The sequence below is a fragment of the Halomonas sp. 72 genome (genome assembly GCF_052379785.1).
Taxonomy (GTDB): Bacteria; Pseudomonadota; Gammaproteobacteria; order Pseudomonadales; family Halomonadaceae; genus Vreelandella; species Vreelandella citrativorans.
The window spans coordinates 20,764-35,106 of sequence record NZ_JBQSYY010000014.1 but is presented as its reverse complement, the minus strand read 5'-3'; the positions used below and the strand labels follow the sequence as shown (position 1 = coordinate 35,106).

Genomic DNA, 14,343 nt, shown 5'->3' with positions numbered 1-14,343 from the left:
ACGCCCGTCAATTAAATAATAGATACGCTATTGTGTGCCGAGCGTTCGCTAAGCACAACGCCCCAGGCGACTACATAAACTGCCCGTATACGCCTTATGTTGTAAAAATCCTCCACTCCCTTCGCTATTAGACCAATGGCGAATAGGGTGGCACGGTGATAGGGTGACACGATCAATGATTGGCGATCTAAAAGATTGCATCAACGTCTTAAAGCGAGGGGGTTGCGTGGAAGAGTACATTCTGTGGTTCGATCAGTTAGGTATGGCCGACGTCGAACGCGTGGGTGGTAAAAACGCCTCGCTGGGCGAGATGATTTCCAATCTGTCAGGTGCCGGGGTAACCGTACCGGGTGGATTTGCCACTACGGCTCACGCATATCGTGAATTTCTCTCTCATGAAGGGCTTAACGAGCGCATTAACAGCACGCTATCGCGCCTGGACGTTGATGATGTTAAAGCACTGGCCGAAGCGGGTACTAATATTCGCCAATGGGTTATTGATACGCCGCTGCCGCCCGCTTTTGAAAGTGCGCTGCGTCAGGCCTATGAGCAACTGCAGGAGCAGCACCCTCAGCTGAAAGTAGCGGTGCGCAGCTCGGCAACCGCGGAAGACCTGCCGGATGCCTCTTTTGCGGGCCAGCAGGAAACTTTCCTGAATATCGAAGGTTTCGATAACATCAAACGCGCTGTACACGAGGTGTTTGCCTCGCTGTTTAATGATCGCGCAATTTCTTACCGCGTTCACCGTGGCTACGCCCACGAAAACGTCGCGCTGTCAGCGGGTGTTCAAAAAATGGTGCGCTCTGAGACGGGTGCCTCTGGGGTCATGTTTACCCTGGATACCGAATCAGGCTACCGCGATGCTGTCTTTGTGACGGCCTCGTGGGGGCTGGGCGAAACGGTTGTGCAAGGTGCTGTCAACCCTGATGAGTTTTATGTTCATAAGGGCACGTTAGCCGCTGGCCGCCCGGCGGTTTTACGGCGTAACCTGGGTTCCAAGCTCATCAAGATGGTTTACGGCCAGGAAACCAGCGCCGGTAAATCCGTCGACACCGTTGATGTGCCGCTTAATCAGCGTAATCGTTTCTGTATTAGCGACCAGCAGGTGATGGATCTTGCCCGTCAGGCGGTGACGATTGAGCAGCACTACGAGCGCCCCATGGATATTGAGTGGGCGCTTGATGGTGACGACGGTAAGCTTTATATCGTGCAGGCACGCCCTGAAACGGTGGTCTCGCAGCAGGAAGGCGGCAAGTTAGAGCGTTTCCAGCTGCGCGAGAAGGGCCGTACCCTGATTACCGGCCGGGCGATTGGTCAGCGCATTGGCCGCGGCACGGTCAAAGTGGTCATGAGTCCGGAAGATATGGATAAGGTTCTTGACGGTGACATTCTGGTGACCGACATGACGGATCCAGACTGGGAGCCCATTATGAAGCGGGCTTCAGCCATTGTTACCAACCGTGGTGGGCGTACCTGCCATGCGGCGATTATTGCTCGTGAGCTGGGCATTCCGGCGGTGGTTGGGTGTGGTGACGCTACACAGCAGCTCAGAGAAGGCACCGATGTCACCGTTTCCTGTGCCGAAGGTGACACCGGCCACGTTTATGATGGCCTGCTGGATTTTGACTGCAAGGTTTCAAGCGTCGATGCCATGCCTGAAATCCCATTCAAGATTATGATGAACGTGGGCAACCCTGATCGCGCATTTGGATTTGCCAGCCTGCCTAACGCAGGCGTAGGGCTTGCCCGGCTTGAGTTCATCATCAATCGCATGATTGGCGTTCACCCTAAGGCACTGCTGGATTACGCAACGCTGCCAGCTGACTTGCAGCAGGTGATTGACCTTCGTACCGCGGGCTATACCGACCCGGTAACTTTCTACGTGGACAAGCTGGTGGAAGGTATTTCCACGTTGGCGGCGGCCTTTTACCCTCAGCGGGTTATCGTGCGTTTGTCTGACTTCAAGTCCAACGAGTACGAAAACCTGATTGGCGGTAAGCTTTACGAGCCGGGCGAAGAGAATCCCATGTTGGGCTTCCGTGGGGCTTCGCGGTATATCTCGGACGCTTTCCGGCCCTGCTTCGAGCTTGAGTGTCGCGCCTTAAAATACGTACGCGACGAGATGGGGCTTGATAACGTCGAAATCATGGTGCCCTTTGTACGCACCACCGATGAAGCCAAGCAGGTGGTTGATCTGTTGGCAGAAAACGGCTTGAAGCGCGGCGATGCAAGCGGGCTGAAAGTGATCATGATGTGCGAGTTACCTGCTAATGCATTGTTGGCTGAAGAATTTCTTGAACACTTCGACGGCTTCTCAATCGGCTCTAACGATCTTACGCAGTTAACGCTGGGGCTGGACCGTGACTCAGGCATCGTGGCGCATCTGTTTGATGAGCGTAATGCGGCGGTGAAAAAGTTGTTGGCAATGGCTATTCAGGCTTGTAAAGCCCAAGGCAAATATGTGGGTATTTGTGGGCAAGGGCCCTCAGATCATCCTGAATTGGCTAAGTGGTTGATGGAACAGGGGATTGATTCAGTATCCCTCAACCCTGATGCAGTACTTGAGACGTGGTTTATGTTGGCAGGCGAGACAATCACCTAACGTCGACCTGTAAACCGCTATTTTGCGCCCGGCCATTGTGCCGGGCGCATGCGTTTTATAGGCTACTCTGTTGTGTGGTTACTTACTTGATATTTCCCAGGATGCGAGAGGGCAGTGTAATGTCCCCAAAAAGGATTAAATTAGCACTATCAGGATTGCTGTTAGTGCCGGTCTATAGCTTTGGGTTTAGCTATGAAACCCCCTCTATAACGCCAGAAGTTGGGTCGGGGTATGAGGAAAAACCCGGCTGGGAGGCGGAGTCGTTTGCAGTTGCGGCGGCTAACCCGTTGGCAACGGATGCAGGCTATCAAGTGTTGGCAAATGGTGGTAATGCCATTGACGCTGCTATCGCTGTGCAAATGGTATTAACACTGGTCGAGCCTCAGTCCAGCGGCATTGGCGGTGGTGCTTTTTTAATGTTCTATGATGGCTCAAACGTTCAGGCTTACGACGGCCGAGAGACAGCGCCTGGTGCGGTGACAGGGGAACTGTTCATGGAAAATGGCGAGCCGCTGCCCTTTGCAGATGCGGTAGCCAGTGGACTTTCTGTTGGTGTGCCAGGCACGGTGCGAATGTTGGAACAAGCACATAAAGAGCACGGCCAGTTGGCTTGGGAGGCGCTTTTTGAACCCGCTATTACGCTTGCCGAGGAAGGGTTTGCCGTTAGTCAACGGCTGCACACCAGCCTTGCCAATGATGAAGCGTTACGTAGTGACCCGCTCGCCGAGAGCTTCTATTACCAGCCTAACGGCGAGCCGCTAGCGGTTGGCGACACGTTAAAAAACCCGGCGTTGGCGAGCATATTGCGCCAAATTGCGACCAACGGCAGCGCGGCCTTTTATGAGGGCGACATTGCTGAGGATTTAGTAAATCGTGTACAGAACCATCCGGTGCGGCCAGGCAGCATGACCCTTGAGGATGTTGGCGGCTACCAGACAATTGAGCGGGAACCGCTGTGTACGCCATGGCAACAGTGGGAAGTGTGCGGATTTCCTCCGCCTTCGTCTGGGCATATTACCATTATGCAAATACTGGGCCTTTTAGATCAGCAGCCGTTGTTGGAAGCACCCTTGGATAACGGCGTATCCAGCAGTGGTTGGCTGCATCAGTTTTTGGAGGCTTCTCGGCTGGCCTTCGCTGATCGCGGACGTTATATCGCGGACCCTGAGTTCGTAGAGGCGCCGGGTGGGGACTGGTCATTAATGCTGGCGCCTGACTATCTTTCAGAGCGTAGTAAGTTAATTGGCGACACCAGCATGGGCGATAGTGCGGAGCCAGGAAACCCTGGTGAGCTTGACGTTAGCTTTGCCTCACAGCCGGATCAGCCGGAATATGGCACTAGCCATATCAGTATTATTGATGCTGAAGGCAATGCCGTGGCGATGACCACGTCTATTGAGCAGGCGTTTGGTTCGCGCATCCTTGCCGATGGAGGAACCGGGCTGCCGGGTGGGTACCTGCTTAATAACGAGTTGACCGACTTTTCGTTTACCCCAGAGGTGGACGGCGAGCTGGTTGCTAATCGGGTTGAGCCTGGCAAGCGTCCGCGTTCAAGCATGAGCCCAACACTCGTCTTCGATAAAGAGTCGGGCGAACTGGTGGCAAGCCTGGGATCGCCGGGTGGTGCGGCTATTATTCATTACACCGCCCGCACGTTAGTGGCGATGCGTGATTGGGGGATGAGTGCACAAGAAGCGCTCAATTTGCCTCACGCCATTACCATGGGAGGCGATGTTTATTTGGAAGAGGGAGGCTTCCCCGAAGCGACCCTGGAAGTGCTTGAGGAGTACGGTCATACCATCAGTGAAAGAGAGCTAACCAGTGGGCTTCAGGCTATCCGTAGGCTGGAGGATGGGACGCTGTTTGGCGGTGCCGACCCGCGTCGCGAAGGCGTTGTTATGGGCGATTGATCCCACTTGGCTTTACGAAATGAGCTGTCAGTGGCGTGTTTAAGTACACGTCACTGACGTAGCCAATTGCGCAGCCTCACCAACAGAAGTTCCCCATCGCTTAACGCTCGCCGCTCTTCAATCAATTCACGTAAACGCTCGGGATAGTCGGTAATAATCGCATCAACCCCTAAATCGATCAGTGTGGACATTCTTGCCCGGTCATTAACTGTCCAGGCATGTATCTCATAGCCATAAAGCGCTGCAAGACGCACTTCCTCTGCTGTAATGCGGTTATGGCGAAGTCCCAGGGCATCGAAACTTCGACGGTCCAGTGTGCCTGGCAGGATTAATTGTGCCAGCAGTGTGACGCGTAGTTCAGGCGCCTGGCGTTTAATGTGGGCAGTCAGTGCTGGCGTCATCGTGGCTACCCGCATCTCCAGCATTGCATTGGGAAAGCCGCACTCGCCATACGCTGTTATAGGATGACTGCTTTTAGCCCAGCAGGCATAGCGCATATCGGTTTCAGCACGCAGCAGGGCAATGACTGCATCAGCAAGTGCTTGTTCCTCGCCGGGCAGCGCTTTCATGTCGATCATCAACCCGGCATGGCCACGCACGCGTTCGAGTACCTCATCCAGGCCTGCGATAGGCTCGTTTTGAAAAGCATCACCGAACCAACTGCCTATATCGTACTGACTAAGCTCTTCACGTGTTAAGTCGCCGAATTCTCTGTTATCACCGGTTAATCTTGCCAGGCTCCGGTCATGGTAAATCATGACCTGCCCATCGGCGGATAAGCGAACATCCAGCTCTACGGCGTCAGCCTTATCGACGATGGCCTGGTCAACCGCGGCCAGGGTGTTTTCGGGGGCGACCATTGAACTACCACGGTGCGCGAACACCTTTACATTGTCGCGTAGCTCAAAACTATTCAGGATCCACCAGGCTTGTAAGGCGGCCAGTAGCAATACGCTAAGTTCAACCGCCCAGGCAAATCGGCCCGGGAGGACGATTTTTGATGGAGGAGCAGGGCGCATCTTGTGATGCGCTAACTGAAGGTACAAACAAGCAGAAAGCAGTGCGTTAGCCGCAATACCGATAAAGGTAACGGCGAGGGTTAGTAGCAGATAGCCTGTTAAATAGGCAAACATGATGGGAATTAGAAACGCATTGTGTTCTGGTAACCACCAGAGGAGCGGCGTCACCAGTGCATCAAAGGCGATGGTGGTGATAACAGGTAGCGCAATAATGAGCAGTAGCAGGATGAGCACGGCCGCGCCAATGGAGCGGTGCCAGCCTTTGGTTAAATGAAAACTGCGCGTCAAGGCGCGTAACGGGCTGCAGTTATCAAGTGCCACTAACGGAAGCGCCAACAGCCAACGCAGATAAAGCCAGGCCGCCAAGCTTAGCCAGGCCACTACAAGCGGCAGCGCGCAGGCAATAAAGTACCAAAGCACAGGTGGCATGACGCGCTGTAAATAGTAAGGGTCCAGGCCGCTTAGCCAAACACTATAAAGCCATGCAAGTGCGGCCATGAAAGGGGCCAGCAGTAAAAGGTGCGTGCCCACCTGTAACACGACTAATCCTGCCAGCGCGGGGAGGCGACGAACGCTTAACCAGAGTGCATCAAAGGCTAACCGGTAATGATTGCCTCGAGGTCGAACGGCGACCTGGAGCATACCAGCCTGTTGCCAGTAAAGAATGAGAAAGGTGAAAACCAGGCCGACCAGCATGCAAGCTAGGCCCAGCGGGCTAAACAGCAGGCTGATCAGCTCGTCATTGGTAATCACTGTACGCTTTAATTGAGCGAGCAGACCTTGGGTTATCCACCCAATCACGGGTAATAACAGGGCAGAGGCAAGTAAGGTAAAAAACAAATGATAGGCGATCAAGGGGCGTAGATGATCGCGCAGTGTCTTCATTAAGGCCGAGCCAAGATGTGTCAGTGGCTGCATTGTCTTTTTAAATCATAAGGATGAACTAACAGAGTGGCAGTATCCGGAAGCCCTCGCAAGTCGACGACCTCTTGCGGTAATAAAAACGCCCCACAACGAGAGGTTGTGGGGCGTTCGGTCATCGTCTCAGAATTAACGAAACTTCATTAAGTCTGTGATGGTGCGAGCATCGGCGATAGGGTGGTTACGCTTCTTGAGCAACCGGAATCACGTTTGAGGCGATTTTCTGATACTCCTCAATTTCGTGGAAGTTCATATAACGATAGATCTCTCCTGCCATGGCGTCAAATTCACTCATGTAACGCTGATACTCTTCAACGCTTGGCAGGCGACCTTCCACCGCGGCAACCGCGGCGAGTTCCGCCGAGGCAAGGTACACGTTGGCACCATCGCCCAGACGGTTCGGGAAGTTACGTGTAGACGTAGACACAACGGTGCTTTTTGCCGCAACGCGTGCCTGGTTACCCATACACAGCGAGCATCCCGGCATTTCCATACGCGCACCGGCACGACCATAAATGCCGTAGTAACCCTCTTCGGTCAGCTGGTGCTGATCCATTTTGGTCGGCGGTGCCAGCCACAGGCGAGTTTTTAGACTGCCTGCAGGCTGCTTTTCAAGTAGTTTACCCGCTGCGCGGAAATGACCAATGTTGGTCATGCACGAGCCGATAAATACTTCATCAATCTTTTCGCCCGCAACGTCTGACAGCAAACGAGCGTCGTCAGGATCGTTAGGTGCGCAAAGCACAGGCTCTTTAATCTCGGACAGGTCAATTTCGATGACTTCGGCGTATTCGGCGTCCGCATCGGCACGCATCAGGCTCGGGTCGGCAAGCCACGCTTCCATACCCTCGATACGACGGCTGATAGTACGCTCATCGCCATAGCCGTTGGCAATCATCCACTTCAGCAGTGTGATGTTGGATTTCAAGTACTCGGTCACACTCTCATCAGACAGCGTAATAGTACAGCCAGCGGCAGAGCGCTCAGCAGAGGCGTCGGAAAGCTCAAACGCCTGCTCGACCGTTAAGTCTTCAAGGCCTTCAATTTCCAGTACGCGGCCAGAGAACGCATTCTTCTTGTTGGCCTTGTCAACGGTCAGAAGACCTTGCTTGATGCCGTAAAGCGGAATGGCGTGAACCAGGTCACGCAGGGTAACGCCAGGCTGGCGCTTGCCTTTAAAGCGTACCAGTACGGATTCCGGCATATCCAGCGGCATAACGCCGGTGGCAGCAGCGAAAGCTACCAGGCCAGAACCAGCCGGGAACGAGATGCCCAGCGGGAAGCGAGTGTGCGAGTCGCCACCGGTACCTACTGTGTCTGGCAGCAGCATGCGGTTCAGCCAGCTGTGGATGATGCCGTCGCCAGGACGCAGCGATACACCGCCGCGGTTCATAATGAAGTCAGGCAGCGTGTGGTGAGTGTCTACGTCCACCGGCTTCGGATAGGCCGCCGTGTGGCAGAATGACTGCATCACCAGGTCCGCTTGGAAGCCCAGGCATGCCAGGTCTTTCAGCTCGTCACGTGTCATCGGGCCAGTGGTATCCTGGGAGCCGACGGTGGACATTTTGGGCTCGCAGTACATCCCCGGACGAACGCCTTCCAGGCCGCACGCCTTACCGACCATTTTCTGCGCCAAGGTAAAGCCCTTGCCGGTGTCTTTGGGCTGTTCCGGGAGGCGGAATACATCAGAAGGCTCAAGGCCAAGGGACTCACGTGCTTTGCCCGTCAGGCCGCGGCCGATGATCAGAGGAATACGGCCGCCAGCGCGTACTTCGTCAAGGATCAACTGCGTTTTCAACGCAAACGTGGTGAGCACTTCATCAGTGCCGTGCTTGCATACCTTGCCTTCGTAGGGGTAGACGTCAATGACATCGCCCATTTCCAGCTTTGATACGTCCAGTTCAATCGGGAGTGCGCCAGAATCTTCCATGGTGTTAAAGAAGATCGGAGCAATTTTGCTACCAAAACAGAAGCCGCCCGCGCGCTTGTTGGGAACGTAAGGGATATCGTCACCAAAGAACCACAGCACGGAGTTAGTGGCTGATTTACGTGAAGAGCCCGTACCCACAACATCACCGACATAAGCAACCGGGAAGCCTTTGGCTTTGACTTCTTCAATTTGCTTGAGCGGACCCATGGAGCCCGGTACTTCAGGCACAATGCCGTCACGCTCGTTTTTGAGCATGGCATTAGCGTGCAGCGGGATATCGGGGCGCGACCAGGCATCGGGTGCTGGTGACAGATCATCCGTGTTGGTTTCACCCGGCACCTTAAAGACGGTTAGGGTGATTTTTTCTTCTAAAGCAGGCTTGGAGAGGTACCACTCTGCTTCTGCCCAGGACTGAATAACGTCTTTGGCAACGCTGTTACCCTTTTTGGCGCGCTCTTCAACATCATGAAAGGCATCAAACATCAGCAGGGTATGCTTGAGCTGTTCGCCGGCTTCACGCGCTAACTCTTCGTTATCCAATAGCTCTACCATGGAGACGATGTTGTAACCGCCTTGCATGGTGCCCAGCAGCTTAACCGCGTGGATTTTATCGATCAGCGGAGAGGTTGCTTCGCCCTTGGCGATGGCAGTAAGAAAGCCCGCTTTCACATAAGCGGCTTCATCGACGCCCGGCGGAACCCGGTTGGTGATCAGGTCAAGAACAAATTCCTCTTCACCCGCCGGTGGGGTTTTTAGCAGCTCAATTAAGGCGGCAACTTGCTCGGCGTTTAGAGGCTTGGGTGGTACGCCTTCAGCGGCGCGTTCCTCGACATGTTGGCGATATGCTTCAAGCACGTTGGGGCCCTCTCATCTGCTTTATGGTGGCGAACACACATTTTCACGGTGTTTGAGCGTGCGCTCGGACACATGACATACGCTTGGAAACAGCGTCTGGTTGGATGGCATGGATTCTACGGCAAACTGTCGACAATGTTAAGAAGAAGGCGATAGGCAGGTGTTGTACTTTGTGTTGATACACAAAAAATACCGCTTTAAAGACCTGTGTTTTGGCCGTTTGAGGCACTTTCTGGCAGGGTGTGGTGGGCCCGAGCACGCTAAAGGTGTGATTGCGGTTGCGCCGCGTTACCATGGCTTGGACGCTATAGCGTTACGGTTGCTTTCCAAGTTGAACTAACCTCACAGCGAAGCGTAGAGCGCCATTGTTGTTACTAATTAGCTATTACTATTAGCGGTGGCCAGCAATACGTATCCAAGAGACATGGCATGGCGTCGTTCTTGCGGACCAGGAACGAGGTGAACGCTATCGGCGTTTAAATATTGTACAATTATGAAAAAATGCTCGGAAGAACGTTATGTCAATGCAATTGCCGGAATTAACACCCGCAGACCATAAGCTTCAAGCAGATGACTTGTTGCCCGAAAGTTTAAATGAATTTCTTGCCTGCATAACGCCCGACAGCTGGCTTAAATGGGCGCTAGATAACCCGGAAATACTGCTCGTTGACCACGCTCAGTGTGAGAAAAAGGCCGCCTCGACGGCCATGAGTTTGCTGTATCGTTATGTAGACCAACCTCTTTTATTGAGCAAAATGTCTCAGCTCGCCCGCGAAGAATTGCTGCACTTTGAGCAAGTTGTGGGTTTAATGGAGAAGCGCGGCGTTGAATACAAGCATTTAACCGCTTCCCGATACGCTGAGGGCCTGCGACGTCATGTGCGCAGCAATGATCCAGAGCGTCTTATTGATATCCTCATTATTGGCGCCTTAATAGAAGCACGCAGCTGCGAGCGTTTTGCTCGCTTGATTCCTTACCTGGATGAAGAGTTGGCTAAATTTTATCGCACGCTGGTTAAGTCCGAAGGGCGTCATTTTGAAGACTATCTACTGCTTGCGCAGCAACAAACTAACGCTTCCATTGATGAAAGAATTGCTTTTTTTGTGGCCCGGGAAGCAGAGCTGATAACGTCACCCGATACGGCTTTTCGTTTTCATAGTGGTGTACCCGCTTAATACACCACTAGCCCAGGCAGGATATGTATCATGCGCGATACTCGTGAGTCTGATCAGCTAATCCTCTTTGGTCATTTTTCCCTCTCTCAGGGGGATGGTGTACTAACCCACTTTAGCTATGACAAAGTCAAAGCGCTGTTAGTCTACTTACTGCTTCACCGCCAGCCGGTGAACCGCTCGGTGCTCGCCGAGCTGTTATGGCCTGACCAAGGGCTTTCATCAGGCAGAACTAACTTGCGCCATGCCCTGCACTGCCTGCGTCATTCGCTTGGGGATAACGCTGATCACGTCTTGAAAGTGTCGCGCCAAACCATCGCTTTTAACCTGCCAGCGACTTGGCGCATCGATTTACATGAACTGCAGCAACTGCTGGAAGGCCCCCGCGAACTAACAACGCTCGAAGCGGTGCTGACCTGCTATCAAGGGGACCTCGTTGAGGAGCTCCAGCTAACCAGCTGTAGCGAATTTCAGCGGTGGCTCGTACAAGTGCGCAACGAATGGCGTCAGCGCGTCATTCGCTTTGCTGAGCAGGTCCTGGAAGCCCATGAGGATGCGCCAGATGTAATGCTTGAAGGCCTGGTAAGCCGCTTTTCTGGCTACGCACCTTTTCATGAGCGCTTGGTACGCCAGCTTGCCGAGCAGAACCAAATCGCTGCTGCTCACGAGCAATACAATGGTTATTTACAGCTATTAGCACTTTCGGGGCAGCAGCCTGAGCCCAGTTTTTTACAGCTCGCAAGTTATTGGTCGGATGGGCCGCATGACCCTCGTGCCATGTCCCCTCAGGGTGCTTTTTCGCGCGTATTGGCAGCGGATAGCAAGCCGCTGCGCGACGATGAAATCGAGCTGCGCCAGCTCTCCGTGATGGCGATTCGGCTGCGCTTGAAGGGCGACTGGCAGGAGCGTGCGGCAGTGCGTAGCTGTCTGGGCCTGCAGCTGGAGTTACTGCGTTGGTTAGAGCAGCAGTGTCATCATCTGGGAGGGTTCTGGTTACCTGGGGCTACCGGAGGACTCGGGCTTGCCTGTTTTGGTACCCATGGGCCCGCACACCAGCTTGCGGAGCTGGTAGCGCTTTACGAACACTGTCAACACGCGCTGCCGCAAGAGTCGGCGCGTCACTGGGAAGGGGAAGGTGAGCCGCCTTCCTTTGAGCTTGCCGCCGGGTTAAATAGCGGGCGGGTCGTCTATTTGGCAGAGCGTCAGCTAGCGGACCCACTTGGTCAGGTGACGCAAGTTGCCTTGGAGCTAATGAGTGCGGCAGAGGGCAGTGAGCTGGTCATTTCTCAGGAGGCCAGCCAGCACATGCCCCCCGCGCTTGATCTACAGCCACGACTGGTGTCTCGGCTGGTGGCAAGCGATGGGCGTATTCGCCTGCGCGCGCTGGTCCTGGGGCAAAACGAGGGGGGGCGTGATGCGCTCCCGCCGAGCCTGGTGGGGCGTGAGGCCCCGTTGCGTACGCTCCGCGATGCCTTGGCGCGGGCGGGAATTGGGCTGCGCCAAAGCGTGCTTGTCCGAGGTGCTTCGGGCATGGGGAAATCTGCGCTCATGGTGGGGTTTCGTCAGCTTGAATTAAGTCGCGATGCCGCGATTTGTTGGCAGCCAACGACGCGATTATCCGTACTTGAACCTTACGGTATTGCCCGCAGCCTGGTGGCCTGGTATCTAAATGCGCCACCTGCGCTGGATACCTTGCATGCCATGCAAGCAACGCTGGGCTTGGGTCTTTTAGAAAAGAGCCGACAGCACCTGCTTGAAGAAGCGCTTGGGGTTAGGGACGTTCAAGAGGTGGCGCAGCTTGCGCAAAACGGCGAGGTGGCGGAGCTGGTCGTACAGTTGTTACATCGCTTGATTGAGCAGAAAACCAGTGAACGTACGCTGGTGCTAATGATAGATGATCTTCAATGGATTGATGAGCCCTCCTTTAAAGTGCTGGCAGGCCTTCAGGCGCGCTTGCCTATCAATACGGCGTTTATGCTGATTGCCAGTCATCATGGCCGTGAACCCTTACCGGTTAAGCTTCACTGGGACCAGCAGATCACGTTGGGTAAGTTGGACGTTCAGCAATCATCACGCCTGCTTTCCCAGCTGTCACGCCGCTACCGCATACATTTAAGCCCCCGGCTGCGTAACCAGATCATAGAGCGGTGCGATGGCGTGCCGCTTTACATGCAGGAAATTTGCCGACGTCTGGACATGGACCGTCGCGAAGGGCGTAGTATTCAATTTGATGAGCTGCCGAAAGGGCTGCTGGGCTTGCTAGCCAGCCGTATTGATCAGTTGGAGGCCGACCGCGCGATTGCCCACGTGGCGGCAGTGCTTGGCAAACGTTTCCGGCTGGATTTTTTGTTGGAGTGCAGCGGCTGGGAGCCCGCTCGACTAACGCAAGCGCTTGAGCATATGCGTCAGCTCGAGATCATTGAACCCGTTAATAAAGAGCTCGGTGAGCAAGAGTGCCAGTTTAGCCATCAGCTTCTTCAGGAAGCCGCCTATCTCTCCTGCCCGCGCGATGTACGCGTCAAACTGCATCAGCAGGTCGTCACGCTAATTGAAGAGCGTTTCCCCATGTGGATTAGCCGCCATCCTGGCGACTTTGCTGCACACTTGCGTAGAAGCGGTCATTACGCACGCGGCGCACGCTATTTTGAGCTTTCTGCTCGCGAGGCGCTAAAGGTCAGTGCTAACCGAACGGCGTTGCGGATGGCCGACGCAGGGTTGGCAAGCTTGCGCCATGTTGAGCATGAGATAGAGCGCGAGGTTAGTCTGCTTACGGTACGTGGCCAGGCCGCATTTTCCCTGGAAGGACACGGCTCACCCATCGCTCATGAAAGTTTTGTTCGCGCCCGAGAGCTACTGCGTGAGTCCGGCAGCGATATGCTGGATGACCCTGAAGAGCTTGAGCAGGTCTTTCTGGTTAAGTGGGGGCTCTGGGTAGGGCGCAGCCAGCGCTATGCGCATGCCGATGCGTTTGCGCTTGCCTCGACGCTTGCGGATATCGCGGAGCGACTGGAAGACCCGCGCTATCGCCGTTTAGCGGATTATGCACGCGCTCAATGCGAGTACTGGGCAGGACGTATCCAGCAGGCCCACGATCATCTGGATGAAATTGATCCGCTCAATGCACAAATGATGATTGAGTGGTTGCCGTTCTCTGATCACCCGCAGGTAACGGCAGCGTGTTTTCAAGGCTGGGCGCTCTGTTTACGGGGCGACTATCAGCGGGCAGAGCGGCAAGTATCGGCGGCGCTTCGGTTGGCGGAAAAAATTGGCCACCCGGGAACGCTGGCAATGTCGCTGTTATTCGCGGCTTCCCTCTATCGTCAGTTAGGGCATGTGCACCTGGCGGCGCGCCAGGCTGAGAGGGCGGCAGCCATGACCGTCACGCCCGACTTGCAATTATGGCAAATCTCGGCCCAAGCGGTGTTGGGATGGCAGCGCGCGTTAGCAGGGGATCAAGGAGGGCTTGCACAAATACGCGAAAGCCTTGAGCGGATGACCGAGCTTAAAGGGAGCGACCGCTACCAGCGGCCCTCATTATGGTATATCGATGCCTGTATTGAGCTGGGTGAGCTTGATGTCGCAGAAGACTATTTGGATCAATGCCTTGTGATCGCCCGCGAGCGTACCACGCTGTTTTTGCCTGAGCTTGCGACGCTGCTGGCGAGTGTTCGGCATCAGCTTGGACATCCTGCGAACGAGGTTAGGGCGCTTGCCGAGATGGCCATCAGCCAATCCCGAGAAAATGGGAACCGCCACCAGGAGCTGGCGGCGCTTGAGCTATGGTTGATGCACATTGAGCCGGGTGACCCTACTGCAAAAGAGTCGTTCCGACATTTGCTGAATGATGTTAGCCATAGCGATGCGCCGGTGCTGGTGCGTTGGGTGAGCCTGCTGGATCGTCGTTTGACCCAGCCTGCGGGTGTAGAAGGTTAGG

At 54.7% G+C, this 14,343-nt stretch carries 6 protein-coding genes; 4 read left to right on the top strand and 2 right to left on the bottom strand.

Annotated elements, in window-relative coordinates:
• The first annotated feature begins 226 nt into the window (after window positions 1-226).
• Window positions 227-2,602 (top strand): phosphoenolpyruvate synthase, encoded by a 2,376-nt coding sequence (gene ppsA / locus ACT3T6_RS12720; RefSeq protein ID WP_193054659.1) that lies wholly within the window; start codon window positions 227-229, stop codon window positions 2,600-2,602.
• Between the two features lie 119 nt (window positions 2,603-2,721).
• Complete coding sequence (ggt, locus tag ACT3T6_RS12715) at window positions 2,722-4,512, top strand: gamma-glutamyltransferase (RefSeq protein ID WP_193054660.1); 1,791 nt, start codon at window positions 2,722-2,724, stop codon at window positions 4,510-4,512.
• 50 nt (window positions 4,513-4,562) lie between these two features.
• On the opposite strand, the gene ACT3T6_RS12710 is transcribed toward ggt, so the two are convergent.
• Window positions 4,563-6,449, bottom strand: a complete 1,887-nt coding sequence (locus tag ACT3T6_RS12710; protein WP_193054661.1) for a glycerophosphodiester phosphodiesterase family protein — start codon at window positions 6,447-6,449, stop codon at window positions 4,563-4,565.
• Between the two features lie 184 nt (window positions 6,450-6,633).
• A complete protein-coding gene (acnB, locus tag ACT3T6_RS12705) occupies window positions 6,634-9,237 on the bottom strand; it encodes a bifunctional aconitate hydratase 2/2-methylisocitrate dehydratase (RefSeq protein ID WP_193054662.1) in 2,604 nt (867 codons plus the stop codon).
• Between the two features lie 518 nt (window positions 9,238-9,755).
• On the opposite strand from acnB, the gene ACT3T6_RS12700 reads away from it, so the two are divergent.
• Both ACT3T6_RS12700 and ACT3T6_RS12695 read left to right on the top strand, forming a co-directional pair.
• Window positions 9,756-10,412 carry a tRNA-(ms[2]io[6]A)-hydroxylase gene (locus ACT3T6_RS12700; RefSeq protein ID WP_087107350.1) on the top strand — a complete coding sequence of 219 codons (657 nt, stop codon included), beginning with the start codon at window positions 9,756-9,758 and terminating at the stop codon, window positions 10,410-10,412.
• A 30-nt stretch (window positions 10,413-10,442) separates the two neighbouring features.
• Window positions 10,443-14,342: an AAA family ATPase gene (locus ACT3T6_RS12695; RefSeq protein WP_193054663.1), complete on the top strand. Its 3,900-nt coding sequence runs from the start codon at window positions 10,443-10,445 to the stop codon at window positions 14,340-14,342.
• The last annotated feature ends 1 nt before the right edge of the window (window position 14,343 follow it).

What these genes read in the sequence shown, in the direction of transcription:
- ggt (WP_193054660.1), top strand. Translation starts at nt 2,722, where the DNA reads ATGTCCCCAAAAAGGATTAAATTAGCACTATCAGGATTGCTGTTAGTG.
- ACT3T6_RS12710 (WP_193054661.1), bottom strand. Translation starts at nt 6,449, where the DNA reads ATGCAGCCACTGACACATCTTGGCTCGGCCTTAATGAAGACACTGCGC.
- ACT3T6_RS12700 (WP_087107350.1), top strand. Translation starts at nt 9,756, where the DNA reads ATGTCAATGCAATTGCCGGAATTAACACCCGCAGACCATAAGCTTCAA.
- ACT3T6_RS12695 (WP_193054663.1), top strand. Translation starts at nt 10,443, where the DNA reads ATGCGCGATACTCGTGAGTCTGATCAGCTAATCCTCTTTGGTCATTTT.